The following is a 26004-nucleotide window of genomic DNA, read 5'->3' on the forward strand; positions in this document are numbered from 1 at the left end:
ACGACAAGAGCCCTCAGCCGCGCAGGGCCTGGACCGCGGCCTCCAGCCGCTTGCCGAAGTCACCGTCCGCCTGGCGGAAGTTGTTGATGGCCCGCTCGGCGATGTCGTCGCGCGAGACCTTGGCGATGAAGCCCGACAGGTTGTCGATCAGTCGGCTCTTCTCGTCCTCCGACATCAGGCGGTAGAGGTTGCCCGCCTGCACGAAGTCGTTGTCCTCGGAGTGGATCGGGGCCTCGTGGTCACCGGTCACACCCGTCACCGGGACCGACTGCCACAGCGGGCGGTCGATCTGGTGGGGGCCGCCGAAGCTGTTCGGCTCGTAGTTCTTCGCGCCCTTGTGGCGGCCGTCGTAGAGGAAGCCGTCACGGGAGTGGGTGCGCGCCTCGGTGGCGTGCGGGCGGTTCACCGGCAGGTGGTCGGCGTTGATGCCGACGCGGTAGCGGTGGGCGTCGCCGTAGGCGAAGAGACGGCCCTGGAGCATCTTGTCCGGGGACGGACCGATGCCGGGCACGAAGTGCGCCGGGCTGAAGATGGACTGCTCGACCTCGGCGAAGACGTTCTCCGGGTTGCGGTTGAGCTCCAGCTTGCCGATCTCGATCGGCGGGTAGTCCGCGTGCGGCCACACCTTGGTGAGGTCGAACGGGTTGAAGCGGTAGTTCGCCGCCTCGGCCGCCGGCATGATCTGGACCTGCACGGTCCAGCTCGGGAAGTCACCGCGCTCGATGGCCTCGCGCAGGTCGCGCTGGTGCGAGTCGGGGTCCTCGCCCGCGAGGCGGTTGGCCTCGTCCTGGGTGAGGTTCTTGATGCCCTGGTCGGTCTTGAAGTGGTACTTGACCCAGAAGACCTCGCCGGCCTCGTTGTTCCACTGGAACGTGTGCGAGCCGAAGCCGTCCATGTGACGGTACGAGGCGGGGATGCCGCGGTCGCCGAAGAGCCAGGTCACCTGGTGGGTCGACTCCGGGGAGAGGCCCCAGAAGTCCCAGACGTTGTCCGCCTCCTGCGAGCCCGTGTACGGGTCGCGCTTCTGGGTGTGGATGAAGTCGGGGAACTTGATGGCGTCCTTGATGAAGAACACCGGGGTGTTGTTGCCGACGAGGTCGTAGTTGCCCTCTTCGGTGTAGAACTTCAGCGCCCAGCCGCGGGGGTCGCGGACCGCGTCGGCCGCGCCGAGGTTGCCCGCGACGGTGGAGAAGCGCAGGAAGGTCTCGGTCTCCTTGCCGACCTCGGAGAGGAACGCGGCACGCGTCCACTGCGAGACGTCACGGGTGAGCGTGAAGGTGCCGTAGGCGCCCGCACCGCGCGCGTGGACGACGCGCTCCGGGATGCGCTCACGGTTGAAGTGGGCGAGCTTCTCCAGGAGGAGCTGGTCCTGCACGAGGACCGGACCGCCGACGCCCGCCGTCTCGCTGTTCTGGTTGTCGGCGACCGGCGCGCCGGCCTCCGTGGTGAGCGGTCCCTGCGTCACGTGCGCCTCCTGCGTCATTACTGCGAGTCCTGTCCTTCGGCCGGGCCGGGTGAAGCCCTTGGCCGATGCCGGTTCAGATCCTACGATAGACAATGTCTAAGTCAAGTGAACTTCCAAAGTCACACCCGTTCGGGATCCCGGTCCCGTGACTGTTAGGCTGGCCCCCATGAGTGACCTGTTGGAACGACTGCGCGGACGCGGCTGGCGGATGACCGCGCAGCGGCGTGTCGTGGCCGAGGTCCTCGACGGAGATCACGTACACCTGACCGCCGACGAGGTCCACGCGCGCGCGGTGACGCGTCTCCCCGAGATCTCGCGCGCGACCGTCTACAACACGCTGGGCGAGATGGTCACCCTCGGTGAGGTCATCGAGGTGGCGACCGACGGACGCGCCAAGCGCTACGACCCCAACGCCCACCGGCCGCACCAGCACCTGGTCTGCGGCCGCTGCGGCGCGATCCGCGACGTCCACCCGGGCGGCGACCCGATGGCGGACCTGCCCGACACCGAGCGCTTCGGCTTCACGATCTCCAACGTCGAGGTCACGTACCGGGGCATCTGCCCGAGCTGCGCGACGACGGCCTGACACGACCGACCGCACGGAAAAGCCCCCGCTCCCGCGGGGGCTTTTCCGTCTGCCACTGCCGTACGACGAAGGCCCGGATCCGATCGAAATCGGATCCGGGCCTTCGTTGCTACTGAGTAGCGGGGACAGGATTTGAACCTGCGACCTCTGGGTTATGAGCCCAGCGAGCTACCGAGCTGCTCCACCCCGCGTCGGTGAACCTGACTCTACGGGACGGCCCCCGACCAGCGCAAATCCGTTGGCGCGGGGGCCGGCCGGCCGTCACGCGGTGAGCTCCTGGTGCAGCGCCTCGCTCAGCCGGGCCGCCCTCTCGGCGACCTCCGCAGGGCCCAGCTCCACCGCGCGGGCGCACCAGCGGCGCCCCTCGGTGAGCTCCCCGCGCCGCGCCGCGAGCAGCGCGAGCCGGAGGGCGGCGCGGCCATGGCCGGCCCGGGCGGCCCGGGTCCACCAGAGGGCGGCCTCGCGCTCGCTGCCCTCGCGGGCGAGGAGCAGCCCGAGGTTGAAGGCGCCGTTGCGGCTGCCCGCCTCCGCCGCCTCGCGGTACCAGCGGTCGGCCTCCGCCAGGTCGCCCCGCCCGGCGGCGAGCATGCCGACCCGGACCTGGGCGCGCCGGTGCCCCTGCTGGGCGGCCCGCTCGTACCACTCCTCGCACTCGGTCTTCTCCTCCCGGGACGCGCCGAGGACGGCGGGGCCGGGGTCGGGGCGACGCGCGTCGAGTACCGAGGCGAGCCGGAAGGCGGCCTCGGCGCTGCCGCCGCCGGCCGCGCAGCGCAGGTGCCGCTCGGCGGTCCGCTCGTCGCCGTCGCGGAGGGCCGCGATGCCGACCTGGAGGGCCGCCTCGGTGTGCCCGGCGGCCGCGGCCCGCTCGTACCAGACGAGGGCCGTACGGTCGTCGTCACGGCCCGCGTGGAGGATACCCAGGTTGAAGGCGGCGTCCACGCTGCCCGCCTCGGCGGCCTTGGAGAACCAGGGCTCCGCGCCGTTGGCGTCGCCGGCCTGGAGGAGCAGCACGGCGAGCGCGTTCGCCGCCTCGCGGTGGCCCGCGTAGGCGGCGCGCCGGTACCACTGCTCGGCCTGCGGGATGCGGTCCTGGGCGGCGCAGAGCAGCCCGAGGTTGTACGCCCCGTTCACGTCGCCCGCGTCCATGGCGGCCCGGTACCAGCGCTCGGCGGTCTGCTGCTCGCCCCGGGCCGCGTGCAGCGCGCCGAGGGCGTTGGCGGCGTTGCCGTCGCCGTCCTGGGCGGCCCGCAGCCACCACACGGCGGCGCTCTCCTCGTCGCCCGCGTCACGGAGCAGGAAACCGAGCGCGCAGGCCGCCTTGGCCTCGCCCTCCTTGGCGGAGCTGAGGTACCAGCGGCCGGCCTCCTTGAGCTCGCCCCGGTGCTCCAGGATCGCGCCGAGGTGCAGCGCGGCCCGCCGGTGGCCGCGCGCGGCGGCCTGCCGGAACCACTGCTCGGCCTCGGTCGGCTCCCCGCCGGGCTCGGCGGCGGCACGCCCGGCGGCGGCCGCTCCGGCTCCCGTCGCGGCGGCGCCGGTGGGCACGACGGCGCCCGTGCCGGGGGCGCGCAGCCGGGTCCCGGTCTCGTGCGGGCCGCGGGTGGTCTCGGTGGCGCGGCGTTCCAGGGCGAGGGCGAGCCGGTACGCGGCCTCGCGGTGGCCCTGTTCGGCGGCGGCGCGCAGCCAGCGCTCGGCGCCGACGTCGCTGCGGTGCTCCAGGAGGTCGGCGAGGGCGTACGCGCCGAGGGCGTGGCCCTGCTCGGCGGCCTGGCGCAGCCAGTACTCGGCGGCCGGTTCGTCGCCGCGCTCGCGGTGGTGGCGGCCGAGGGCGTGGGCGGCGGGCGCGGAGCCGGCGACGGCGGCGACCCGCCACCAGCCGGCGGCCTCCTCGGCGTATCCGCGCTGGTGCAGCAGGACCCCGAGGTTGTTCGCGGCGGCGCGGTCGCCCTCGGCGGTGGCGCCCCGCAGATAGGGCTCGGCGCCGTCGAGGTCGCCGCGGCGCAGCAGCAGGGCGCCGAGGGCGCTCATCGAGTCGAGGTCGCCGTGTTCGGCGGCGCGCCGGTGGCGGGCCTCGACCTCGGTCTCGTTCTCGGAGTCGGGATCGGTCTCGGCGGTGGTGTCGACGGCCGCATCGACGGCCCCCACTGCCTCGATGATCTCGTCCGCGGCGTTCCTGGCGTGCCGCTGCACAAACCGCCCTGTCTCCAACAGAGTTGCCCTGTCCCCCATAAATACCATCGTCGCACCACCCGCAACCCGAGCACACCTGGTATACCGCAGCCAGTGAGGTCACTCAGCGTTTTGTCGACATGCCCACAGAGAGACAAGTCAAACACGACTCACGCCAACTCGCCCCTTCCCTACCGCTCTTCGGGCCCCCCATGCACGCCGACACACGACGAGGGCCCGGATCCTTATGGATCCGGGCCCTCGTCCTCTGAGTAGCGGGGACAGGATTTGAACCTGCGACCTCTGGGTTATGAGCCCAGCGAGCTACCGAGCTGCTCCACCCCGCGTCGGTGAACCAACAGTACCACGGACGCGGGGTGGAAAACCTCAGGTCAGCCGCCTGATCCCGTCGCCTTGAGCTTCGCTCCGGCTTCCGCGGCCTTCTGGAGGGCCGCCTGGAGCTCGTCCTGGGCCTTGCCGTACGCGGTCCAGTCGCCCTTCTGCAGCGCCGCCTCGCCCGCGTCGTACGCCTTCTGCGCGTCCGCGATCGCCTGCTTCAGCGCGGCGTCGTTCGACACCGGCGGCGGGGTGGTGCCCGGCGGGTCCGTGGGCGAGGTGGACGGCGGTGTGGTGGGCGCCTCCACCCCGAAGACCGCGTTGAGCGCCAGGGTGAGGTTGTCCTCGAACACCGTGGTGTCCTTGGTCGTGTCACCGTCCGGCTGGTCCGCGTCCACGTACGACACCGCGACCTTCTTCAGGAGCGGGTAGAGCGCGTTGCGTCCCTGGGCGTACACCGGCTCCACGTACAGGAACCCGCCGTCGAGCGGGACGGTCAGCAGGTTGCCGTACTGGATGTCGGAGTCGGCGCCCTTCATGTCCCGGACGAACGTGGCGACGGAGGGCAGACCGTTGAGCTTGCTCTGCACCTGGGCCGGGCCCGGCACGTCCTCGGTGACCCGCAGCAGTCTCAGCCGGCCGTACTCCTTGCTGGTGGCGTCGGCGTCGACCGCCATGAAGCCGCCCAGGTTGGGCCGCCCGCTCGGCGTGAACGTCGTCGTCAGCGAGAAGCGCTGCGCCGAGTCCCCGGGCATCTTCATGCTCAGGTAGTACGGCGGGACCGCGTTGCCGTCCTTGTTGGTCGGGTCGTCCGGCACCTGCCAGGCGTCCGAGCCGCTGTAGAACTGCGCGGGGTCGGTGACGTGGTAGCGGGTCAGCAGCTCGCGCTGGACCTTGAACATGTCTTGCGGGTACCGCAGGTGCTCAAGGAGGTCGCCCTTGATCTCGGACTTCGGCTTGACCGTGTCCGGGAAGGCCTTCATCCAGGTCTTGAGGACCGGGTCCTGGGTGTCCCACTCGTAGAGGGTGACCGTGCCGTCGTACGCGTCGACGGTGGCCTTCACCGAGTTGCGGATGTAGTTGACCTGGTTCTGCTGGGCGACGACCGCGCGCTGCTGGTTGCCGACGGTCAGCGAGTCGGCCGTCGTGTCGCCGAGCGTGGTGCGCGAGGCGTACGGGTAGCCGTTGGTCGTCGTGTAGGCGTCGATGATCCACTGGATCTTGCCGTTCACGACCGCCGGGTAGGCGTCGCCGTCGATGGTCAGCCAGGGCGCGACGGCCTCGACGCGCTCCTTGGGGGTGCGGTTGTAGAGGATCCGCGAACCCTCGCCGATGGCCCCCGAGTAGAGGATCTGCGGCTCGCTGAACGCCACCGCGTACGCGGCGCGGTTGAAGGTGCTGGAGAGGTTGACCCCGCTCTTGCCCTCGTAGCTGGTGGTCTTCTCGCCGTTCTCCTCGTAGTCCAGCTCCTTCTGCGGGCCGCCCACGATCGAGTACTGGTCGGTCTTCTCGCCGTAGTAGATCCGCTGCTGGTACGGGCCGAGGGTCCCCGTGGTCGGCAGACCGGCCTCGGTGAAGACCGGGGAGCCGTTGGCGTCCGTCTGCGTACCCGAGGCCATGATCGCGCCGTAGCCGTGGGTGTACGTGAAGTGGTCGTTGATCCAGTTGCGCTTCGGGATGCCCTTGATGTTGAGCTCACGCAGACCGACGACGGTGTCCTTGCCCTGGTAGCGGTCCACGTCCAGGGTCGTCGGGAACTGGTAGTACTTCCGCTTCTGCTCCAGCTGCTGGAACGTCGGCGACACGATGTTCGGGTCGAGGACGCGGTAGCCGGCCGCCGAGTCGGCGTCGGTGCGCAGCTGGTCCTTGGCCTTCACCGTCGACTTGCCCGAGTAGTTCTCGGGCTTCGTCCCGTCGATCGCGTACGCCTTGCGGGTCGCGTCGATGTTCTTCTGGATGTACGGCGCTTCCTTGGCCTGCTCGTTCGGCTGGACCTGGAACTTCTGCACGATGGCCGGGTAGAGGCCGCCGATCAGGACCGCGGAGAGCACCATCAGGCCGAAGCCGATCACCGGCAGCTGCCAGGTGCGGCGCCAGAGCGTCGCGAAGAACAGCACGGCGCAGATCGCGGCGATGCAGAACAGGATGGTCTTCGCCGGCAGGTACGCGTTGGCGTCGACGTACCGCAGGCCCGTCCAGTTGCCGGTGGCCTTGAAGTCGCTGGACTTCACGGCCAGGCCGTACCGGTCGAGCCAGTACGCCACGGCCTTCAGCGACACGAAGACGCCGAGCAGCACCGAGAGGTGCCCGGTGGCGGCGGCGGTCGCCCGCGCGCCCGGGCTGGTGACCCGGAGCCCGCCGTACAGGTAGTGCGTGAGCGCGGCGGCGATCAGCGACAGGACGGCGGCGGCGAAGCCGAACGCGAGCAGGAAGCGGTACCAGGGCAGGTCGAAGGCGTAGAACGACACGTCGAGCCCGAACTGCGGGTCCTTCTGGCCGAACTTCACACCGTTGACCCACATCAGCCAGGTGCGCCACTGACCGGAGGCGGAGGCGCCGGCGATCAGCGCCACCAGGGCGGTGACCGCGAGCAGCACCCACTTCTTGAACGGGGCGAGACCCATCCGGTACCGGTCGAGACTCTGCTGCTCCAGCGACATCGCACTGAGCGGCGGCCGCAGCCGGTACGCCAGCCAGATGTTCAGGCCGACGGCGAGCCCCATCAGCAGACCGAAGACGGCGAACAGGCCGATCTTGGTCCACAGCGTGGTGGTGAACACGGTCGAGTACTTGACCGAGCGGTACCAGAGCCAGTCCGTCCAGAACCCGGCGAACATCACGAACGCCATGGCCAGAACGGCGAGCACGCCGAGTGTCATGAGCAGGGTACGGGCCCGCCGGGACGGCCGGCCGACTCTCATCCTTGGCCCGGTCGGGCCTCCGCCGCGGTCCGGCATCTGGAAAGCCAACGTGCGCCCCTCGATGTTGATGCGTCTGAAAGCAGGCCCCGCGATCGTAGAGCCCACTGGTGCAACTTACTGAGGCTTTACCTAGTTCCCGTGTTCCGGGGTGGAGGAGGCAGGATGTTGGTCATGTCCAACGTTTCCCCCTCCGGCCCGGCGATGGCCGCGAGCCCCCTCACCCGCGCGGTGCTCGAGATCGACGAGTACGCCGCGGGCCTCGGCTGGGACCAGCCGGCCCGCCTGTTCGCCCTGGTCGACACCGCACGGCTGCGCGCCAAGGAACCCGCGCTCGCCTCCCAGCTGGGCCTGGGTGACGATGCCACCGCCTACACCCCGATCGAGCAGGACAAGCTGCCGCGCGGGAAGCCCCTCGACGAGTTCCTCGGCACGATCGCCTGGCCCGCGGGCGTGGCCGGCTGCGCCATGACGGTGGAGCGGCTCATGCTGCCCCCGTCGGCGGAGGCCCAGGTCCCGCAGGGCCTGAACGAGAAGCAGCTCGCCAAGTGGGTGGCCGCCCACCCGGACCGGCAGGAGGTACGGATGACCGTGGCGGTGCTGCGCGGCGGTGCCCGCGAGGCGGCGATCCGGCTGCGCGAGAAGGACACGGCGACCGAGGTCCTGACGGGCCCCGACCTGGTGCCGGGCCTCGCCGAGGCGCTGACGGCGACCTTCGAGTCCTGACCCGCCCCCGTACGGGAAGGGGCGCCGGGTCGGTCCGACCTGGCGCCCCTTCGGCGTGTGTCCGTGCTTTTTGGGCTTCTCAGCTCTTGGAGCAGCTCGGCAGGGACTTCGTGTCGCCCTTGCGGAGCTTCTCGAGCGACTTCGTGGCGTCGTCGATGGTCTCGACCCTGACGAGGGTGAGCCCCTCGGGGATGTCGGCCGCGGCGGTCTCGCAGTTGTCGGCCGGGGTGAGGAAGTACTCCGCGCCGGCGTTCCGCGCGCCGACGAGCTTCATCTCGATACCGCCGATCGGGCCGACCTGGCCGGCGTCGTCGATGGTGCCGGTGCCGGCCACGAACCGGCCGCCGGTGAGGCTGTCCGGGGTGAGCTTGTCGACGATGCCGAGGGCGAACATCAGCCCGGCGCTGGGGCCTCCGACATCGGCCAGGTTGATGTCGATCGTGAACGGGAACACGTGGTCGGTGCCGGCCTGGATGCCGACGACGGCCCGGTCGCCCTCCTCCGAGGTGGTGGTCGTGATGACCACCTTCCGGGTGACGGTCGGCTCCTTGCGGGCCTTCTCGGCGGCGGCCGCCTCCTTGGCGGGGACGATCGTGAACTCGACGTCCTGGCCGGGCTTCCGCTTGACGACCTGCTTGGCGACGTCGGCCTGCGCGGCGATCGGCACCCCGTCCACGGCCTTGATCACGTCCCCGGCGTGCAGCTTGCCCTCGGAGGGCGAGCCCTTGACCACCGTGCCGACGACCACCCGGGAGACCACCGGGATCCCCAGCTCCTTGAGGGCGGCCACCTTGGCGCTCTCCTGCGACTGGGTGAACTCCTCGGCGTTCTCCTGGCTCGACTGCTCCTCGGTCTTGCCGTCCGGGTAGAGCGTGTCGTGCGGCACCACCACGTTGTCGTGGGCCAGCCAGCCGTACACGGCCTCGACGGCGTTCATCTTGTAGTCCGCGCTGGTGACCCGGACCGTCGTCATGTTGAGGTGCCCGTCGGTCGGGTACGTCTTGCGCCCCGAGATGTCCAGTACGGGCTCTCCCCTGGCCTCGCCGAGGGTGTTCACCGTGGGGCCGGGGCTCATCTCCGCGTACGGCACCGGGATCAGAACGCCCGCGATGAGCAGGCAGATCAGGACCAGGGTGGAGGCGAGCATCGTCGCGGTGCGGCGTGGCATGGAACGACAGTACGGGACTCGTCCGTAGGTGCACCCGTGGGGCGGGTCCGTATGAGCAGCGGCCGGAGTCAGCTCGACGGCGAGGTGGTGACCCCGCCGGCGGCGGCGGCCGGCTCACGCTCGAGCGGAGCGGAATCGAGGGTCGTGGTGTGGGAGCGTTCCATCGCGTCCCGGAAACGTGCGTAACCGGCGAGTTCGGCCACGTCACCTATCGTCTTGTTCCTCGAAGCCCAGCTTCCCCATATCGCCGCGCCGACGACTGCGAAAAGCGGAATCAGCAACCAGGCCAGTGCTGCCATCTCGACCTCCCATCCCCAGTGAGTTGATCAGCAGACTGTGTCATCTGTGAGGTCAACGCTCGCGCTTGGGGGCCGGTTACGCAAATCGGGCGTTCGGCTACAGGGTGTCGGCGGGTCGGCTTGCGCCTCAGCTCAACAAGCGCCTACCCACTCTTCGGTGCCGTCCGAGAAGGTCTGGTGCTTCCAGATGGGGACCTCGTGCTTGAGGTCGTCGATGAGCTTGCGGCAGGCCTCGAAGGCCTCTCCGCGGTGCGGGCAGGAGACGGCGACGACGACCGCGAGGTCACCCACCCGGAGATCGCCCACGCGGTGCACGGCGGCGAGCGCGCGCACCGGGTAGTCGGCGACGACCTTCTCCGCGACCCGGCGCATCTCCGCCTCGGCCGTGGGGTGGCAGGAGTAGCCCAGCGCGTCGACGTCGGCGCCGCCGTCGTGGTTGCGCACGGTGCCGACGAAGAGCGTCGTACCGCCGGAGGCGTCGTCGCCGACCGCCTGGAAGACCTCGTCGAGGGAGAGCGGGGTCTCCCGGATCGCGAGGAGCTTGATCGGATCGGCGGCGGCCTGCTCGCCGGGGTGGTCAGACGTCGGTGCCATGCGTCCATCGTGCCGTACGCGCGCGTGATCCCGGAATAGCGGATTCGACCGGCGGACGCCGCCGCCTGTAGGAGGGTCCTACAGACGGCTGCCCCAGGCAGCTGCCGCCGGTCAGATGCCGCGTCGCTTCCGCATCTGGCGGACGAGCGCCGCCGTACCGAGCAGCGCCACCGTCGCGCCCGCCGCGCCGGCCGCCGTGGCGTCCTTGCGGCCCAGGCGGCGGCCGGCGACCGTGTGACGGCCCTGGACCTCCTCCAGGAGCGCCGCGAGGACCTCCTCGTTCGTCCACTTCGGCCGCCAGCCGGCGTCGTGCAGCCGCCCCACGCTCACCACCCAGGGGTGCATCGTGTAGGCGAGGTCGCCCGCGGGGGACGGGGTGAGCCCGATGCGGTGGAGGCGGGCCGCCGCGCCGAGGGCGACGGCGGAGGGCAGCTCCATGCGCCGGACCCCGGAGAGCTCCTCGACCTCCTCCTGCTCGAGCCAGCCCTCGCAGCCGACCGCGAACTCCCCGTCGACCTTCTCGAGAGCCGCGTACTCCAGGGCGCTGACCAGGTCCTCGACATGGCAGAACTGCCAGGTCGGCCGCGACCCGGCGACGACGAGCAGCCGGGGCGACTCGAAGTAGCGGGTCAGCGCCGTGTCCGTACCGCCGACGAGGACGGCCGGGCGGACGACGGTGACGTGGAGGCCGGGGTGCGCGCGGGGCGCCCGGCGGCCGAGGCGCTCGATCTCCAGCATGTCGCCCACGCCGGTGGCCTCCGCGGTGGCCCTGAGCTCGGCGTCCTCGGAGAGCGGGACGTCGTTGTCGGGCAGGGCGCCGTAGACCATCGCGGAGGTGCAGAGCACCACCCGGTGGACGCCGGCGGCCGCCGCGGCGGTCAGCACGGTCTGCGTGCCGCGCACGTTGTAGGCCGTCCGGGCCGCGGGGTCGGTCTCCAGGTCGAGGTCGACGGCGAGGTGCACGACCACGTCCGCGCCGCGCAGCTTCTCGGCGATGGCCGGATCGCGCACGTCGAGGATGTGCCACTGCGCCTCGGCGACCTCGCCCCGGCGCTCGTCGATCGCGACGACCTTCTTGATCTCGTCGGAGGCGGCGAGGCGCCGGGTCAGCAGGTCACCGACGCCGGACGCGGCGCCGGTGACCGCGACGACGGGGTCACGCGCGGCGGAGCGGGTTGAGTGGTTTCGCGCTCCGCGAACCTGAGGATCTGGGGAACTCACCGGGCGTCTCCAGCGGTTGTCTTCAGTACGTACGCGCATGACGCGTACGGACCAGGTGGCGTCCATCCTGCCGCAGGGCACGGCCCGGCGGAGCACCGAGCCCATTTCCGGCCCGGATGTCGGGTGGTGTCCCGCCGGTCGGGCCGGATCAGGGAGCGGCGTCTGGTGCGTGCGATCGCAAGGCGGAGGAGGGAGTCAACGCGGAGCGTTGGCGACCGACGACAACGCCGCGAGCGTGCGTGCCAGACGCCGCGAGCCCGGCCCGACCGGCGGGACACCACCTACGCTGGTGTGGTGTAACGGGCAGTCGCCGTCGGCAGAGGCCGGCGGCCCGAAGAGCCGAGGAAACCTGTGAGTGACACCCCATTCGGATTCGGCCTTCCGCCGGAGGAGCCGGAGGACGGCGACGAAGGCAAGAAGAAGGACCCCGCCGGAGGTGGCCAGGGGTCCGGTGGCCAGGGCGGCAACCCGTTCGGGGCGAACCCGTTCGGTTTCGGCGGCCTGCCCGGCATGGGCGGGATGAGCGGTCAGGGCGGAGCGGACAACCCGTTCGCGGCGATGTTCGGCTCGCTGAACCCCAACGACCTGGGTGCGGCCTTCCAGCAGCTCGGCCAGATGCTGAGCTACGAGGGCGGTCCCGTGAACTGGGACATGGCCAAGCAGATCGCGCGCCAGGTGGTGGCCCAGGGCACCGCCGACGGCACCAAGGACGCCAGCGTGGGCCCGGCGGAGAAGTCCGCGGTCGAGGAGGCCGTGCGCCTCGCCGACCTGTGGCTCGACCAGGTCACCTCGCTGCCCTCCGGGGCGAACACGGCGGTGGCGTGGAGCCGCGCGGAGTGGGTCGAAGCGACGCTGCCCGCGTGGCAGCAGCTGGTGGACCCGGTCGCGGAGCGGGTCGGCGCGGCGATGGGCGATGTCCTGCCGGAGGAGATGCAGGCCATGGCCGGCCCGCTGATCGGCATGATGCGCTCCATGGGCGGCGCCATGTTCGGCCAGCAGATCGGGCAGGCCGTGGGCGCGCTCGCGGGTGAGGTCGTCGGTTCGACCGACGTCGGTCTGCCGCTCGGCCCCGCCAACCGCGCCGCGCTGCTGCCGCTGAACATCGAGGCCTTCGGCAAGGACCTGGGCGTGCCCTCGGACGAGGTGCGGCTCTACCTGGCCCTGCGGGAGGCCGCCCACCAGCGTCTCTTCGCGCATGTGCCGTGGCTGCGGGCGCACCTCTTCGGTGCGGTCGAGGGGTACGCGCGCGGGATCAAGGTCGACACCTCGAAGCTGGAGGAGGCGGTGGGTCAGCTCGACCCGACGCACCCGGAGCAGCTTCAGGAGGCGCTCCAGCAGGGCATGTTCCAGCCGGAGGACACCCCGCAGCAGAAGGCGGCCCTGGCCCGTCTGGAGACGGCGCTCGCGCTGGTCGAGGGCTGGGTGGACGCGGTGGTCCACGAGGCCGCCAAGTCGCGGCTGACCTCGGCGGACGCGCTGCGCGAGACGCTGCGCCGGCGCCGGGCCTCGGGTGGTCCCGCCGAGCAGACGTTCGCGACCCTGATCGGTCTGGAGCTGCGTCCGCGGCGGCTGCGGGACGCGGCGCGCCTGTGGGCCTCGCTGACGGACGCGCGCGGGGTCGACGGCCGGGACGGTCTGTGGGAGCACCCGGACATGCTGCCGACGGCGACGGACCTGGACGACCCGGACGGTTTCGTGCACCGCGAGCACCTCGACTTCTCCGAGCTGGACAAGATGCTCGGTGAGGCGGCGAAGGGCGACACCCCGGAGGACGGGGCCGGGGACGGCAAGGAGTGAGCCTCCACGACGACGCGGTCCTCGTACTGAAGGAGTACGGGGGCCAGGAGGAGCTCCGGCAGCTCTATCTGGATCATCTGGACGCCCATCCCGACGGCATGTACAAGCCGTGCGGGGCCGGTCATCTCACCAGCAGCGCGCTGGTGGTCGATCCGGAGCGGGGCCGGGTGCTCCTGACCCTGCACCGGAAGCTGGGCATGTGGCTGCAGATGGGCGGTCACTGCGAGCCGGGCGATGCGACGGTGGAGGCGGCCGCGCTGCGGGAGGCGACGGAGGAGTCGGGGATCGCGGGCCTGAGCCTGCTGCCGGGCGGTCCGGTGCGGCTCGACCGGCATCCGATCCCGGCGCCCTGCCACTGGCATCTGGACGTGCAGTACGCGGCGCTCGCCCCGGCGGGGGCGGTGGCGGCGATCAGCGAGGAGTCGCTGGACCTGCGCTGGTTCGCGTACGAGGAGGTGGCGGGCGTGGCGGACACGTCCGTGGCCCGTCTCCTGGAGGGCACGCTCCAGCGCCTGTAGGAGTGCCCGGCTTCGGCGGGACACGGGTGAGGGGCGGTCGCCGATGCGACCGCCCCTCCTCCGTGTCCCGTGCTCAGTTCCAGGCGTTGTTCTGGTTCTGGGCGTGGGAGCCGTGCTGTCCGGCACCGAACTGGGCGGCGACGCCCTGCCCGATGGCCGCGTGCTGCGGAGGCATGACCTCGCTGGGTTGGACGAGCGCGAAGCCCTGGCCGAGGAAGCTGAGCTCCCAGCCCTCGCCGGTGTCGCCGCGACGGCTGCGGATGCTGGAGTTGTGCGTCTGCGCCTGCATCTGGACACGAAGCCCGGTGGACCAGGCGACGATCGCGTCCGCGTCGACACTGACGTACTTGTCGGGCGTGACCAGCATCATCAGTGGCTGCCCCGAGGTCATCAGGGCGACCTTGCCACGGCCGGAGATGTTGAGCTGGTACTTGCCGGAGCCGGAGATGCCGTACTGGCTGTCGACGGCGATGACCTCGGTGTTGAGGGTCGAGTCGAGCGCCAGGACGTACGCGCTGTCGACGGTCAGGCCCTCCTGCTCGACCTCCACGACGTGGACGTACTGGGCGAGGTTGGCGAAGTAGACCGTGCCCTGGCCGGAGCAGCGCATCAGGTCGAGACCCTCACCGGTGCGGGCCTGCGCCCGCCGCTGGCTCGGGGTCTTGTACTCGCCGTCGAAGTCGACGAGCCCCTGGTACGCGACCATGGCGCCCTTGCGGGCGAGGATGTCGTCCTGCCCGGTGAGGCTGACCCGCAGGAGCTGCGGGTTCTGGAGGACGTACCGCTCCTGGCTCTGCTGTTCCGCGTGGTTGAAAAGCGGGCTCTGCATGGTGTGTTCTCGCTTCCCCTCAGCCCCGGACCCGCAGGCGGTCGGTGCTGTCCTCGCTCGGCTGTACGACGACGATGCCCTGTCCGGAGAAGGCCATCTGGAACGCCTCGCCGCTGCCCCGCCCGATGAGGGAGGACGCCTTGAAGCTGCGCTTGCCCTTGACCTTGAGCGACGGCGACCAGGCGACGAGCGCGTCGGGGTCGACGTACGTCTCGTCGTCGCCGCGGCCGCAGTCGACGACGATCGGCGTGCCGCGCGAGGTCAGCGCGACCCAGCCGGTGCCCGCGATCTCCACGTTGAACAGGCCCTGGCCGGCGAACTTGGCGAGGCCCTTGACCTGCTCGACGCCCCACTGGAGGTGGGCGTCGAAGGCGAGCAGGTTGGTGCCGTTGACCGAGATCGAGTCGTTCTGAAGGTTGATCACGACGACGTCGGCGCCGTAGTCCGCGAGGTAGAGCAGCCCGTCGCCGGAGCACTTCATGATCGGCGCGCCCTCGCCGGTGGCCCACTGCTTGGCGACCTGGCGGGCGGCGGGCGGGTTGGGCTCGTAGGTGATGTATCCCTCGTAGGAGACCATCGAGCCGGTCCTGGCGTAGAGGTCCTGGCCGGAGGCCATGGCCACCTTGAGCATGGTGCGGCCGTGGTTCTCCATCCGGGCCGCGACGGGGGTCGGGGCGTAGCCCGCGAGTTGCTGGTTCATGACTTCGGGCTCCCTCAGACCTCGTAGGGCTGGACGACGATGAAGTTGCCGGGGGCGCCCCGGAACTGGAGGTTCACCGTCTCTCCGCTGTGGCCGGGGTAGGCGTTGCGCCGGAGCCGGACCTGGCTGGAGAGGATGACCTGGGACGCGGACGACCAGGCGACGACGGCGTTGCAGTCGGCGAAGGTCGTCGGCGTGACGGGCAGCACCACGGGGACGCCGTGGGTCTTCACGACGACGGTGCCGGTGCCCTGGAACTGCATGGTGAACAGGGCGCCGCCGGGGATGCCGTGGCCCTCGATGCGCCGCACCTCGTACTGCAGGGACTCGTCGAACGCGAGGACGTTCTCGGCGGAGACGCAGATGCCGTCGCCCTGGAGCTCGATCGGGTGCAGATGGGCGCCTTCCTCGGCGAGGAAGAGCTGACCGCGGCCGGTGCAGCGCATCAGCTGCATCTCCTGGCCGGTGGCGTTGCCGACGATCCGGCCCGCGAAGCCCGCGCCCTTGTGGGAGAAGTCGACCTTGCCCTGGTACATGACCATGGCGCCCTGCCGGGCGAGGACGGGCGTGCCGCCCATGGCGAGGTCGACCCGCATGAGCTGCTGGTTCTGCGGGGTCCAGCGGACGCCGGTGGCGGTCTCCTTGTACGGCGCGAGCGCGGCCGCGAGTCCCGCGCCGGTCGCCGGGACGCCCTGCGGGACGCCGGGCTGCTGCCCGTACGGCGGCGGCTGCTGCCCGTACGGGGCGGGGGCGGCCTGCCCGTACGGCGCCTGCGGCGGCTGGCCGTGGCCGGGGGCCTGGCCGGGGTAGCCGCCGGGGGCCTGGCCCGGGACCTGCCCGGGGTACTGGCCGGGCGGCTGGCCCGGGACCTGGCCGTACTGGGGCGGCTGCGGCGGCTGCCCGTACGGACCGGGGGCCGGGGCGGGCGGCGGGACCGGCGCGGGTGCCATCGGGGCCACCATCGTCGGCGCCGTGTGCACCGGCTGCGCGGGTGCGGGCGGGGGCGCCTGCGGCGCGCCGAACGCGGGCGCGGGGGCCGCGGGTGCGGGCGCGCCGAAGGCCGGCGCGGGGGCCGGGGCCGCGGGTGCGCCGAACGCCGGGGGCGTCGCCGCCTGCGGCGGCGGGGCGAAGCCGGGGGCCGCGGCCTGCTGCTGCGCGGCCGGCTCCTCCTCGGCGACCTCGCCGCCGAAGTTCCGCAGGAGCGCGTCGAGACCGCCGTCGAAGCCCTGGCCGACGGCGGCGAACCGCCACACGTCCTTGAGGTAGAAGTCGCCGAGCATCACCGCGCGTTCGGTGCTGAACTCCGCGCCCGTGAAGGAGTACCGGGCGACTTCCTCGCCGCCCGCCACGATCCGCAGGTGCCCGGGGCCGACCTGGGACATCTGGCCGGCGCCGTCGATCGTCGCGGTGAACGACAGCTTGTGGATGGAGGCGGGGATGCGGTCGAGGGTGACACGGAACGACTCGGTGTCACCGGACTGCGTGCCGAGCAGCTGGACGGACTCCTCGGGAGTCTTCGGCTGGTTGAAGAAGACGAAGTAGCGGTCGTCGGAGAGCCGCTCCTCCGCGTCGAGCCCGAAGCAGCTGATGTCGAAGGTCAACCCGGGTGCCGAGATCTGCACGCCCACGTACAGATCGGTTCCCGCGGTGAGATCACTGATCTTGGCCTTGTGGCCGCGTTGGAATTCCCTGGCCATGCGTAACGACCGTCCCCCATCCCGAATGGCGATTGCTCGCGCCAGGCTAGCCGCTGAGTACGACATTGAGACAGGGCAGGTCGTTTTCGGTACGGAATCGGGAAACCCGCTCTCGCGCGCGTACCGGCGCCGTCACTCCTCGCGGGCGCCGGGGAGGTGCGGCAGCCGCTCGGCGGCGACCACGCCCTCGAGATAGCCGCGCGCCCGCTCGGTGCGGGGGTACGCCTCCAGGAGCCGCCAGAACCGGGGGCCGTGCCCGGGAACGAGCAGATGGGCCAGCTCGTGCAGGAGGACGTAGTCGACGACGTACTCCGGCATGCCCTGGAGCCGGTGGGAGAGCCGGATACTGCCCTCGGAGGGGGTGCAGGAGCCCCAGCGGGTGTTCTGGTTGGTGACCCAGCGCACGGAGCGGGGGCGGGCCCTGCCGCCGAAGTACTGCTCGGAGAGGCGCGTCGCCCGCTCGGTCAGCTCACGGTCCCCGAGGACGCTGCGGCTCTCCTGCGCGGCGAGCTTGTCGAGCATGACGCCGACCCAGCGGCGCTCCTCCGCCTCGGACATCCGGGCCGGGATGAGCACGATGGTCCGGTCGCCCTCGCGGTAGGCCGAGACGGTTCTCCTCCGCCGTGGGCTTCTGCGGACCTCGACCGCACTCGTCCCCGCACCGCGGTGCGGGGAGTCGGTCACGCTGCGCTGTGGATCGGCGGGCACGGCCCCGACGTTACCCGCTGGCGGCGGGGGAAGTCCCGTCCGTCGAGTGGTTTCGGGAGCGATCCGGCCCTGCTCCGCACCATTCGAATGACTAATCCCCTCGCCTGTGGACAACTTTCGGCGGCCGCGTCGACGGCGGGGCATTCTCACCTCGGACGGCGAAAGAGCCGTTGTCGATCTTGGAGTTGTCGATCACGACGTCGTCGATCAGGAATGCGGGTCGCGACGAGGGCGGGGGCGGGGAAATGCATCCGATGGTGAAACCGGCACTGCGGCGGGCCTGGCGGAGCCTGCGCCGCGTCCAGTTCGGGGTCACCCCCGCGCACGCGGTGGTGCTCGACCCCGTCGACCAGGACACGGAAGCACTGCTCGGACTGCTCGACGGCACCCGCGGGACCGAGCTGCTGCGGGCCGAGGCGCGGGCGCGCGGCCTGCCGGACGGACGCCTGGACGCGCTCGTCCGCCGCCTCGCGTCGGCCGGCCTGCTCGCCGACGCCGGGGCCGGACGGCCCGGCAGGACAGGTCCGGCGGCCGGCGCGGTCGACACGGCCCTCGATCCGCTCCGCGCCGACCTGGCCTCCCTCTCCGTGGTCCACCCCGAGCCGGAGCGGGCGGTACGGATCCTGGTGGCCCGGCGGGCCCTGCGGGTCCAGGTCCGGGGCGCCGGGCGGGTGGGGGCGACGGTGGCGGCGCTCCTCTCGGCGGCGGGGGTCGGCATGGTCGAGGTGGTGGACTCGGGCCGGGTCGAGCCCTGGGAGACCGCCCCGGGCGGACTGTCGGCCGAGTCCGTCGGCGAGCGCCGGGCGACGGCGGCCCGCCGCATGGTCGGCCGCTGGCGGCCCGGCCGCGGCGGACCGGGCTCGTCGAGTGGGGCGGGCTCGTCGAGGGGGGCGGGCTCGTCGAGTGGGGCGGCGTCGGGAGGCCGGAGCGGTCGAGGCTCGTCGAGCACCTCGTCAGCGGCGGGACGGAGCGGAGCGGGTGAGGGACCCGGAGGGGTCGGGGTGTCACTCGTCGTGGTGACGCCTCGGGACGGGCTCGGCGCGTACGTCCCCGATCCCGTCCCCGCCGAGCGGTGGATCGCCACCGGCACCCCCCACCTGTACGCCGGCGTCCTGGAGGCGACGGGGACGGTCGGGCCGCTCGTGCTGCCGGGCGGCACCGCCTGCGCGCGGTGTCTCCAGGAGGCGCGGACCGACCGGGAGCCGGTCTGGCCCCGGCTGCTCGCCCAGTGGCGCTCCGGCGCCCCGCATCCGCTGCCCGCCTGCGACCTGGGCCTCGCGACGGCCGTGGCGGGCCTCGCCGCCGCCCACGCGCTGGCCTTTCTGGACGGCGACCTCCCGGCGAGCACGGGCACCCGCTGGGAGGCGTCACTGCCGGTGCTCGAGTGGCGGGCGGAGCGTCTGGAACCGCACCCGGCCTGTCCCTGCGGGGCAGCGCGCGGACGAGAAGGGGTACGCGCCTCCGCGGCCGGAGGAGCACAGGACACAATGGCGGGGTAACCGCCCTGCGCGGCACGGCAGTCTGGGATTTGGAGGGGCGCATGTCTGATCTTCCCCGGAAGGCGGTCACCCGGACCGCCAAGTTGGCCGCGTTGCCACTGGGCTTCGCGGGCCGGGCCACCTGGGGCCTGGGCAAACGGATCGGCGGCAGATCGGCGGAGATCGTCGCCCGCGAGCTCCAGCAGCGCACGGCCGAGCAGTTGTTCAAGGTGCTCGGGGAGCTCAAGGGCGGGGCCATGAAGCTCGGGCAGGCCCTGTCCGTCTTCGAGTCCGCGCTCCCGGAGGACGTGGCCGGCCCGTACCGGGCGGCGCTCACGAAACTCCAGGACGCGGCGCCGCCGATGCCGACGCGGACGGTGCACGCCGTCCTGACCGAGCGGCTGGGCGAGGAATGGCGGGAGCTGTTCCTGGAGTTCGAGGAGAAGCCCGCCGCGGCGGCCTCGATCGGACAGGTGCACCGGGCCGTGTGGCACGACGGGCGCGAGGTCGCCGTGAAGGTGCAGTACCCGGGCGCCGGGGAGGCGCTGCTCTCCGACCTGGCGCAGTTGAGCCGCTTCGCCCGGCTGCTCGGCCCGCTCGTCCCCGGCATGGACATCAAGCCGCTGATCACCGAGATGCGGGACCGGGTCGCCGAGGAGCTGGACTACGCCCTGGAGGCGGAGGCCCAGCAGAAGCACGCGGAGGAGTTCGCCGACGATCCCGACGTGGTGGTGCCTGCGGTCGTGCACCAGTCGGAGCAGATCCTCGTGACCGAGTGGATGGACGGGGTCCCGCTCTCCGAGGTGATCGCGGACGGCACGGAGGAGCAGCGGGACCGGGCGGGCCAGTTGCTGGCCCGTTTCCTCTTCTCGGGCCCCGCGCGCACCGGTCTGCTGCACGCCGATCCGCACCCGGGGAACTTCCGGCTGCTGCCGGCCACCGGCGAGGACGAGGGGCCGGAGGGCTGGCGCCTCGGGGTCCTCGACTTCGGCACCGTGGACCGACTGCCGGGCGGGCTGCCGGAGACGATCGGGACCTGTCTCCGGATGACGCTCGAAGGCGAGGCCGAGACGGTCTACGAGCTGCTGCGCGCGGAGGGCTTCGTCAAGGAGTCCGTCGCGCTCGACCCGGACGCGGTCCTGGAGTACCTGCAGCCGATCATCGAACCCGCCGAGGCGGAGTCGTTCCTCTTCACCCGCAGCTGGATCCGTACCCAGGCGGCCCGGATCGCCGACCTCCGCTCCCCCGCCCACCAGTTGGGCAAGCAGCTCAACCTGCCCCCCTCGTACCTGCTGATACACCGGGTGACGCTGAGCACCATCGGAGTGCTGTGCCAGCTCAACGCGACGGTGCGGCTGCGGGCCGAACTGGAGGAGTGGCTGCCGGGCTTCGTGGCACCCGCGCCCTAGGCCGGACGAGCGGCGGACGGGGGCGGCCGGGGCGTCACCACCAGGAGGAGTCGAGACGGCCCTCGATGGCGCGGATGTTGGCGCGGGCGCAGTCCTCGCAGAAGTACGTGCGCCGGCCGTTCTCCACCGAACAGGTCCAGGTCAGCGGCAGGGTGTCGGCGGTCTTGCCGCAGCGCGCGCAGGCGACGGGTCCCTCGGGGGTGCGGGCGTCGTTCATCTTCGTGACGATAACCCGACGGGGCGCCGCGGCCCCGACAACGCACCGCGGGGGCCGGTCCGTCAGGACCGGCCCCCGCGACGGCGCCCCTGCGGGGCGCGATGTCACCTAGTGCATGACGGCCATGGCCAGCGCGCGGCGGGCGCGCAGCGAGACGCGCTCGGCGCGGCGCTGCATGCGACGGGCGGCGACCAGGCGCACGGCGTGGCGTTGCGCGTCGGCCTCACGCTGTCGCTCGTGCATATGGGCACGGGCGAGGGCTTCTGGGATGAGTTGCATTTCACGGGTCCTGTTCTGACGCGCGGTGGGCGCGGCGGCGGGGGAGAAGGCTGGGGTCGCGGAGCCGGCGGGCTCGCTGGTGGAAGAGGTCATCGGGGCCTGCTTCTGGGGATCGTGCGTGAGGGGGCGGTCGATGGTTCCGGTGGCGCTCATGCCGCGACCGGGTTCTTGCGCGGGCGGCCGCGGGGCCGCTTGCGGGCGACGACCACGCCCTGGACGAAGAGCTCGCCACCCCAGACACCCCAGGGCTCGCGGCGCTCCTTGGCGCCGGCCAGACAGGCCGCCACGAGCGGGCAGGTCCGGCAGAGGGACTTCGCGTACTCGACGTCGGCCGGGGACTCCGCGAAGAAGACCTCGGGGTCGTAGGCGCGACAGGGGACGGGGACGCCGAGGTTCTCGATGGCGTCGTCGAGCGCGGTGAGCGCGGTGAGGGGGGCGAGGGGGGTCAAAGCGGGGTCCTCCGTGAGGCCGGGCAGGGGGATCGAATCGGAAGGCGGTACGGACGGGGCGTGCGCTTCGAGTTGCACGGTGGTCTTTCCTCGTCTGGTCGTTCCGGCCTGTTGACCGGGGTTTCGGCTGGTACCGGGTGTGTCTGTCCCGAGGCGCCTTCGGGCTGTCGTTCCCCGTTCGGGGACAAACAGAAGGGCCGCGGATCCCGGGTGGGGTTCCGCGGCCCTGAAGGCGCCGGTCTGATCATGGATCAGACTGGATCACTCCAGGGTTCGAGCCCACGGAAGGCCCACATCATGTGGTGGTGCGTCGTCGTCTGCTGCTGGTTGCCGGCACTGGTCGCCGCCGCAAAGCCATAGGCCGTGGCCTTGCCTGCCGCTACTGCTTCCAGTGCCTTGGTCGGTCGCTCGTCGCGCCGCTCGATGGCGGCCTTGCCGAGACCGGAAAGACCGGTGGCGGGAAGACCGGCCACGGGCAGACCAGTGACGGGCAGACCGGTGACGGGCAGACCGCTGCCGATGAACGCCGAGGCGGAGAAGCCGAGCGAGCAGGCGGAGGCGGCCGAGCGATCGGTCATTTTGGCGGTGCCGAAGAAGCCGGCGGTGCTGACGGTGCTGACGAAGCTGGCGGTGGTGTTGGCCTGAATCGTGTTGCTGATCACTGGAATCGCCTCCTCTCGGCGTCTCGGAGGGCTCGGGTGTGAGCCGGACCCTCATGTTTACTTGGACAAGTACAACACGGAGGCAGGGCTTCGAAGAAGCCGCTGTTTCCGTGGTTAAGAACCTATGGGGCTTGACGGGGCAGGCGCAAACTATTTTTCCGACGAGTTTTCATCAGCTCTCGCCGTCTCCCGCCCCACCCTCCCCACCTGCGCAGATGGCCAGGACGTCGTCCCCGAAGCGGTCCAGCTTGCGTGCGCCGACGCCGGAGATCGAGGAGAGCTCCCCGCCGGTGGCGGGGACGCGCTCGGCGATGGCCATCAGCGTCTTGTCGGTGAACACGCAATACGCGGGCTGGCCGAGCTCCCTGGCCTGTTCCGAGCGCCAGTCGCGGAGCCGCTCGTAGAGCGCCTCGTCCATGTCCGACGGGCAGTCCTCGCAGCGCATGAGCTTCATCGCGCCCGCATCGGTGAGCGTCACGCCGCAGACCCGGCACCGGACGGGGCCGCGCTGCTTGCGCCGGCCGGCCGCGCCGCCACCCCGCTCGATCGAGCCGGAACCGCCGGCGACGGCGGAGCCGAGGGACCCGGAGCCGGGCCGCAGCCCCTTGAGGAAGCGGCTGGGGCGCCGGGAGGCCCGGCCGCCCGGGGACCGGGAGAGGGCCCAGGACAACGTGAGGTGGAACCGGGCGCGGGTCACACCGACGTACAGCAGGCGCCGCTCCTCCTCGACCTGCTCGTCCGTCTTGGCGTAGGTGATCGGCATCATGCCCTCGGTGAGACCGACCAGGAAGACGGCGTCCCATTCGAGGCCCTTGGCCGCGTGCAGCGAGGCGAGGGTGACGCCCTGGACCGTGGGGGCGTGCTGGGCGGCGGCCCGCTCGTCGAGTTCGGCGACCAGGTCGGAGAGGGTGGCCCCGGACCTGGCGCGGACGAAGTCCTCGGCGAGCCGGACGAGGGCGGCGAGGGACTCCCAGCGGTCACGGACGGCGCCGGAGCCGGCGGGCGCCTTGCTGGTCCAGCCCTTGGTGGAGAGGACGGCCCTGACCTGCGAGGGCAGGTCGTCGACGTCGTCGAGCAGGGAGTCGTTGCCGCCGGCGCGGGCGGCGCCGCGCAGCGCGATGACCGCCTCCCGTACCTCCTGGCGCTCGAAGAAGCGCTCGGCGCCGCGGAGCTGGTACGGCACTCCGGCGTCGGCGAGGGCCTGCTCGTACACCTCGGACTGGGCGTTGATCCGGTAGAGGACGGCGATCTCACCGGCCGGGACCCCGGCGGCGATGAGGTCCCGGATGCGGCGGGCGGTGCCCTCGGCCTCGGTCGGCTCGTCGGCGTACTCCGTGTAGACGGGCTCGGGGCCCGGGTCGCGCTGGGAGATCAGCTCGAGCCGGTGCTCGGCGGCCCGGCCGCGGGCCTGGCTGAGCAGTCCGTTGGCGAGGTGGACGACCTGCGGGGTGGAGCGGTAGTCGCGGACGAGCCTGACGACCGTGGCGCCCGGATGCCGGGTGCGGAAGTTCAGGAGGTGGTCGGGGGTGGCGCCGGTGAACGAGTAGATGGTCTGGCTGGCGTCCCCGACGACGCAGAGGTTGTCACGGTCGCCGAGCCACAGGTCGAGCAGCCGCTGCTGGAGCGGGGAGACGTCCTGGTACTCGTCCACCACGAAGTGCTGGTACTGGCGGCGGATCTGGTCGGCGATGTCGTGCCGGTCCTGGAGGATTCCGACGGTGAGCAGCAGCACGTCCTCGAAGTCGATCACCGAGCGGTCGCGCTTCAGCTGCTCGTACATGGCATAGATCTGGCCAATCTCGGCCGGGTCCCGGGGGGCGTCCCTGAGCGACTTGGCGACGACGGCCGGGTAGTCGGCGGGGACGGTCTGGGTGACCTTGGCCCACTCGATCTCGCCGGTGACGTCCCTCAGCTCGTTCCGATCGAGCCGGACCCGGCAGCGGGCCGCGGCCTCGGCGACCAGCTGGACCTTCCGCTCCAGGAGCCGGGGCAGATCGCCACCGACGGCTTTCGGCCAGAAGAACTGGAGCTGCCGGAGGGCCGCGGAGTGGAACGTACGGGCCTGGACGCCGCCCGCGCCGAGCTGGCGGAGCCGGCCGCGCATCTCGCCCGCGGCGCGGTTGGTGAACGTGACGGCCAGCACACTGGCGGGCTGGAGCACGCCCGCGCGCACCCCGTACGCGATGCGGTGGGTGATGGCCCGCGTCTTGCCCGTGCCGGCTCCCGCCAGCACGCACACCGGGCCGCTCAGGGCCAGGGCGACCTCGCGCTGCTCGGGGTCGAGCCCGTCGAGCACCGCGTCGGCCGTCTCCGGAACCTGCGGGAAAAGAGTGGAGTGCGTTGCTGCTGTCACCCCCCAATGCTGCCAGGTCGCGCGGGTTCGCTGCCGAGCGTTGTCCACAGGGTCGGGCCGCCGGTCATACGAATTCCGGGAATGGCGGGGCCAGGGCGTACGTTCTCCTTCTCGGCACCCGTCAGCGAACAAGAGGAGCGCCTCGCCATGCAGGGCACTGTGACGATGTACAGCACCACGTGGTGCGGCTACTGCCGTCGGCTGAAGAGCCAGATGGACCGCGAGGGCATCGCGTACACCGAGATCAACATCGAGCAGGACCCCGAATCGGCGGCGTTCGTCGAGAAGGCCAACGGCGGCAACCAGACGGTGCCGACCGTGCTCTTCCCGGACGGTTCGACCCTGACGAACCCGAGCCTCGCGCAGGTCAAGCAGAAGGTCGGCGTCTGAGGACGGCCCCACTCGTGACGAAACCCCCGGCCGGACGGTCGGGGGTTTCGTCGTGCTCGGGGGTCAGATCACGTCGCCCGGCCTCGGCAGCGGCTTGCCGTACCAGCGTTCGATCAGGCGGGAGGCGATCGAGATGCCGTACGGGGGGAGCACCTCGCCGGACTCGAAGGCGGCGGTCAGGTCGTCGCGGGAGAACCAGCGGGCCTCGTGGATCTCCTCGCCGTCCACGGTGATCTCCGAGGAGGTCGCGCGGGCGAAGAAGCCCAGCATGAGGCTGGACGGGAAGGGCCAGGGCTGGCTGGCGATGTACTCGACCTCGCCGACCGTGACGCCGGCCTCCTCGAAGACCTCGCGGGCGACGGACTGCTCGATGGACTCGCCGGGCTCGACGAAGCCCGCGAGGGTCGAGAAGCGGCCCTCCGGCCAGTGGACCTGGCGGCCCAGGAGCGCCCGGTCCTCCTCGTCCGTGACCAGCATGATCACCGCGGGGTCGGTGCGCGGGTAGTGCTCGGCGCCGCATGCCTGGCAGCGGCGGATGTGGCCGGCCGCCGCGATGACCGTGCGCTCGCCGCAGCGGGAACAGAAGCGGTGGAGTCGCTGCCAGTTCTCCAGGGCGACCGCGTGCACCATCAGGCCCGCGTCCCGGTCGGAGAGCAGCAGGCCCGCCTCGCGGAGGCCCGCCGGCCGGGCGGACTGGTCCATGCGGCCCGGCAGGGAGTCCTTCTGGAGCGCGAAGTACGAGACACCTTCGGCGTCGGTGCCCAGGAAGTAGCGGTGGGTCTCGGTGACCGGGGCCTCGAACGCCGGCGTCATGACGAGTTCGGTGGTGCCGTCGGGCAGGTCGTCGATCAGCACCTGGCCGCCCGAGACCACGAAGACCCGGGTGGTGGGGTGGCTCCAGGCCGCCGCCAGCCACGCCTCGTCGAGGCGGTGGTGTGCGGCGCGGTCGATGCCGCTCGGGGCGGTGAGCGAGATCGGGCGGTCCGCCGGCGCGTTGTTCAAGGGCGCGTTCTTCAAGGTGCTCACAGGTGCTTCCAAC

The 26004-nt window shown here is 71.7% G+C and carries 24 protein-coding genes and 2 tRNA genes; 7 read left to right on the forward strand and 19 right to left on the reverse strand.

The window, feature by feature from the left end:
- Positions 1–13: 13 nt before the first annotated feature.
- Complete coding sequence (locus tag ACIRB7_RS00190) at positions 14–1465, reverse strand: catalase (protein WP_403590114.1); 1452 nt, start codon at positions 1463–1465, stop codon at positions 14–16.
- Positions 1466–1631: 166 nt separating this feature from the next.
- On the opposite strand from ACIRB7_RS00190, the gene ACIRB7_RS00195 reads away from it, so the two are divergent.
- On the forward strand, positions 1632–2051 hold the full coding sequence (locus tag ACIRB7_RS00195; protein ID WP_360786006.1) for a Fur family transcriptional regulator: 420 nt from the start codon (positions 1632–1634) through the stop codon (positions 2049–2051).
- A gap of 117 nt (positions 2052–2168) precedes the next feature.
- Here ACIRB7_RS00195 and ACIRB7_RS00200 read toward each other — a convergent pair.
- The 4 genes from ACIRB7_RS00200 to ACIRB7_RS00215 all read right to left on the reverse strand — a co-directional run bounded on the left by ACIRB7_RS00200 (position 2169) and on the right by ACIRB7_RS00215 (position 7510).
- Positions 2169–2242: transfer RNA gene (locus ACIRB7_RS00200), tRNA-Met, on the reverse strand.
- A 70-nt stretch (positions 2243–2312) separates the two neighbouring features.
- Complete coding sequence (locus ACIRB7_RS00205) at positions 2313–4286, reverse strand: tetratricopeptide repeat protein (protein ID WP_403590117.1); 1974 nt, start codon at positions 4284–4286, stop codon at positions 2313–2315.
- Between the two features lie 204 nt (positions 4287–4490).
- Positions 4491–4564: transfer RNA gene (locus ACIRB7_RS00210), tRNA-Met, on the reverse strand.
- A 45-nt stretch (positions 4565–4609) separates the two neighbouring features.
- Complete coding sequence (locus tag ACIRB7_RS00215) at positions 4610–7510, reverse strand: UPF0182 family protein (RefSeq protein ID WP_403590120.1); 2901 nt, start codon at positions 7508–7510, stop codon at positions 4610–4612.
- A 135-nt stretch (positions 7511–7645) separates the two neighbouring features.
- Here ACIRB7_RS00215 and ACIRB7_RS00220 point away from each other — a divergent pair, with 135 nt between their 5' ends.
- Positions 7646–8197 (forward strand): PPA1309 family protein, encoded by a 552-nt coding sequence (locus tag ACIRB7_RS00220; RefSeq protein WP_209496718.1) that lies wholly within the window; start codon positions 7646–7648, stop codon positions 8195–8197.
- 79 nt (positions 8198–8276) lie between these two features.
- Here ACIRB7_RS00220 and ACIRB7_RS00225 read toward each other — a convergent pair whose 3' ends face one another.
- The 4 genes from ACIRB7_RS00225 to ACIRB7_RS00240 all read right to left on the reverse strand — a co-directional run bounded on the left by ACIRB7_RS00225 (position 8277) and on the right by ACIRB7_RS00240 (position 11479).
- Entirely contained in the window at positions 8277–9365 is a 1089-nt protein-coding gene (locus tag ACIRB7_RS00225; RefSeq protein ID WP_403590123.1) for a PDZ domain-containing protein, read from the reverse strand.
- Positions 9366–9433: 68 nt separating this feature from the next.
- A complete protein-coding gene (locus ACIRB7_RS00230) occupies positions 9434–9664 on the reverse strand; it encodes a hypothetical protein (RefSeq protein ID WP_403590126.1) in 231 nt (76 codons plus the stop codon).
- 132 nt (positions 9665–9796) lie between these two features.
- The gene (locus tag ACIRB7_RS00235) at positions 9797–10258 is read right to left on the reverse strand and encodes a molybdenum cofactor biosynthesis protein MoaE (protein ID WP_351221138.1); all 462 of its coding nucleotides are present in this window, start codon (positions 10256–10258) and stop codon (positions 9797–9799) included.
- A 111-nt stretch (positions 10259–10369) separates the two neighbouring features.
- Entirely contained in the window at positions 10370–11479 is a 1110-nt protein-coding gene (locus ACIRB7_RS00240) for an SDR family oxidoreductase (protein WP_403590129.1), read from the reverse strand.
- Between the two features lie 351 nt (positions 11480–11830).
- Here ACIRB7_RS00240 and ACIRB7_RS00245 point away from each other — a divergent pair, with 351 nt between their 5' ends.
- Entirely contained in the window at positions 11831–13276 is a 1446-nt protein-coding gene (locus ACIRB7_RS00245) for a zinc-dependent metalloprotease (RefSeq protein ID WP_403590132.1), read from the forward strand.
- The gene (locus tag ACIRB7_RS00250; RefSeq protein WP_403590135.1) at positions 13273–13794 is read left to right on the forward strand and encodes an NUDIX hydrolase; all 522 of its coding nucleotides are present in this window, start codon (positions 13273–13275) and stop codon (positions 13792–13794) included. Before ACIRB7_RS00245 ends, ACIRB7_RS00250 begins: the two co-directional genes overlap by 4 nt.
- A 73-nt stretch (positions 13795–13867) precedes the next feature.
- Here ACIRB7_RS00250 and ACIRB7_RS00255 read toward each other — a convergent pair whose 3' ends face one another.
- The 4 genes from ACIRB7_RS00255 to ACIRB7_RS00270 form a co-directional block, all read right to left on the reverse strand.
- Positions 13868–14623, reverse strand: a complete 756-nt coding sequence (locus ACIRB7_RS00255) for an AIM24 family protein (RefSeq protein ID WP_403590137.1) — start codon at positions 14621–14623, stop codon at positions 13868–13870.
- Positions 14624–14642: 19 nt separating this feature from the next.
- Entirely contained in the window at positions 14643–15323 is a 681-nt protein-coding gene (locus tag ACIRB7_RS00260; RefSeq protein WP_403590140.1) for an AIM24 family protein, read from the reverse strand.
- A 14-nt stretch (positions 15324–15337) separates the two neighbouring features.
- The gene (locus tag ACIRB7_RS00265; RefSeq protein WP_403590143.1) at positions 15338–17020 is read right to left on the reverse strand and encodes a TerD family protein; all 1683 of its coding nucleotides are present in this window, start codon (positions 17018–17020) and stop codon (positions 15338–15340) included.
- 132 nt (positions 17021–17152) lie between these two features.
- Positions 17153–17728, reverse strand: a complete 576-nt coding sequence (locus ACIRB7_RS00270; protein ID WP_351220340.1) for a M48 family metallopeptidase — start codon at positions 17726–17728, stop codon at positions 17153–17155.
- Between the two features lie 245 nt (positions 17729–17973).
- Between ACIRB7_RS00270 and ACIRB7_RS00275 the strand changes: the two genes are divergently transcribed.
- Together ACIRB7_RS00275 and ACIRB7_RS00280 are read left to right on the forward strand one after the other, a co-directional pair.
- Positions 17974–19227, forward strand: coding sequence for a ThiF family adenylyltransferase (locus ACIRB7_RS00275; RefSeq protein WP_403590147.1), 1254 nt, complete (start codon positions 17974–17976; stop codon positions 19225–19227).
- Positions 19228–19268: 41 nt separating this feature from the next.
- Positions 19269–20615 carry an ABC1 kinase family protein gene (locus ACIRB7_RS00280; RefSeq protein ID WP_403590150.1) on the forward strand — a complete coding sequence of 449 codons (1347 nt, stop codon included), beginning with the start codon at positions 19269–19271 and terminating at the stop codon, positions 20613–20615.
- Between the two features lie 34 nt (positions 20616–20649).
- Here ACIRB7_RS00280 and ACIRB7_RS00285 read toward each other — a convergent pair whose 3' ends face one another.
- The 5 genes from ACIRB7_RS00285 to ACIRB7_RS00305 all read right to left on the reverse strand — a co-directional run bounded on the left by ACIRB7_RS00285 (position 20650) and on the right by ACIRB7_RS00305 (position 24575).
- The gene (locus tag ACIRB7_RS00285) at positions 20650–20832 is read right to left on the reverse strand and encodes a hypothetical protein (RefSeq protein WP_073808967.1); all 183 of its coding nucleotides are present in this window, start codon (positions 20830–20832) and stop codon (positions 20650–20652) included.
- Positions 20833–20940: 108 nt separating this feature from the next.
- Positions 20941–21264, reverse strand: coding sequence for a hypothetical protein (locus ACIRB7_RS00290; protein WP_351221145.1), 324 nt, complete (start codon positions 21262–21264; stop codon positions 20941–20943).
- Positions 21261–21638: a WhiB family transcriptional regulator gene (locus tag ACIRB7_RS00295; protein ID WP_351221146.1), complete on the reverse strand. Its 378-nt coding sequence runs from the start codon at positions 21636–21638 to the stop codon at positions 21261–21263. Before ACIRB7_RS00295 ends, ACIRB7_RS00290 begins: the two co-directional genes overlap by 4 nt.
- Before the next feature lie 173 nt (positions 21639–21811).
- The gene (locus ACIRB7_RS00300; protein ID WP_403590155.1) at positions 21812–22222 is read right to left on the reverse strand and encodes a hypothetical protein; all 411 of its coding nucleotides are present in this window, start codon (positions 22220–22222) and stop codon (positions 21812–21814) included.
- Positions 22223–22394: 172 nt separating this feature from the next.
- Positions 22395–24575 carry an ATP-dependent DNA helicase UvrD2 gene (locus tag ACIRB7_RS00305; RefSeq protein ID WP_403590158.1) on the reverse strand — a complete coding sequence of 727 codons (2181 nt, stop codon included), beginning with the start codon at positions 24573–24575 and terminating at the stop codon, positions 22395–22397.
- Between the two features lie 147 nt (positions 24576–24722).
- Here ACIRB7_RS00305 and ACIRB7_RS00310 point away from each other — a divergent pair, with 147 nt between their 5' ends.
- Positions 24723–24965, forward strand: coding sequence for a mycoredoxin (locus ACIRB7_RS00310; RefSeq protein ID WP_005312266.1), 243 nt, complete (start codon positions 24723–24725; stop codon positions 24963–24965).
- 63 nt (positions 24966–25028) lie between these two features.
- Here the strand turns inward: ACIRB7_RS00310 and nudC are convergent, their stop codons facing one another.
- Positions 25029–25982: an NAD(+) diphosphatase gene (gene nudC / locus ACIRB7_RS00315; RefSeq protein ID WP_403592418.1), complete on the reverse strand. Its 954-nt coding sequence runs from the start codon at positions 25980–25982 to the stop codon at positions 25029–25031.
- Positions 25983–26004 lie beyond the last annotated feature (22 nt).

Source organism: Streptomyces sp. NPDC093795, assembly GCF_044764665.1.
Taxonomy (GTDB): Bacteria; Actinomycetota; Actinomycetes; order Streptomycetales; family Streptomycetaceae; genus Streptomyces.

What these genes read in the sequence shown, in the direction of transcription:
- ACIRB7_RS00275 (WP_403590147.1), top strand. Translation starts at nt 17,974, where the DNA reads ATGCATCCGATGGTGAAACCGGCACTGCGGCGGGCCTGGCGGAGCCTG.
- ACIRB7_RS00260 (WP_403590140.1), bottom strand. Translation starts at nt 15,323, where the DNA reads ATGAACCAGCAACTCGCGGGCTACGCCCCGACCCCCGTCGCGGCCCGG.
- ACIRB7_RS00235 (WP_351221138.1), bottom strand. Translation starts at nt 10,258, where the DNA reads ATGGCACCGACGTCTGACCACCCCGGCGAGCAGGCCGCCGCCGATCCG.
- ACIRB7_RS00265 (WP_403590143.1), bottom strand. Translation starts at nt 17,020, where the DNA reads ATGGCCAGGGAATTCCAACGCGGCCACAAGGCCAAGATCAGTGATCTC.
- ACIRB7_RS00215 (WP_403590120.1), bottom strand. Translation starts at nt 7,510, where the DNA reads ATGCCGGACCGCGGCGGAGGCCCGACCGGGCCAAGGATGAGAGTCGGC.
- ACIRB7_RS00195 (WP_360786006.1), top strand. Translation starts at nt 1,632, where the DNA reads ATGAGTGACCTGTTGGAACGACTGCGCGGACGCGGCTGGCGGATGACC.
- ACIRB7_RS00285 (WP_073808967.1), bottom strand. Translation starts at nt 20,832, where the DNA reads ATGAACGACGCCCGCACCCCCGAGGGACCCGTCGCCTGCGCGCGCTGC.
- ACIRB7_RS00255 (WP_403590137.1), bottom strand. Translation starts at nt 14,623, where the DNA reads ATGCAGAGCCCGCTTTTCAACCACGCGGAACAGCAGAGCCAGGAGCGG.
- ACIRB7_RS00230 (WP_403590126.1), bottom strand. Translation starts at nt 9,664, where the DNA reads ATGGCAGCACTGGCCTGGTTGCTGATTCCGCTTTTCGCAGTCGTCGGC.
- ACIRB7_RS00225 (WP_403590123.1), bottom strand. Translation starts at nt 9,365, where the DNA reads ATGCCACGCCGCACCGCGACGATGCTCGCCTCCACCCTGGTCCTGATC.
- ACIRB7_RS00205 (WP_403590117.1), bottom strand. Translation starts at nt 4,286, where the DNA reads ATGGTATTTATGGGGGACAGGGCAACTCTGTTGGAGACAGGGCGGTTT.
- ACIRB7_RS00290 (WP_351221145.1), bottom strand. Translation starts at nt 21,264, where the DNA reads ATGAGCGCCACCGGAACCATCGACCGCCCCCTCACGCACGATCCCCAG.
- ACIRB7_RS00310 (WP_005312266.1), top strand. Translation starts at nt 24,723, where the DNA reads ATGCAGGGCACTGTGACGATGTACAGCACCACGTGGTGCGGCTACTGC.
- ACIRB7_RS00280 (WP_403590150.1), top strand. Translation starts at nt 19,269, where the DNA reads ATGTCTGATCTTCCCCGGAAGGCGGTCACCCGGACCGCCAAGTTGGCC.
- ACIRB7_RS00220 (WP_209496718.1), top strand. Translation starts at nt 7,646, where the DNA reads ATGTCCAACGTTTCCCCCTCCGGCCCGGCGATGGCCGCGAGCCCCCTC.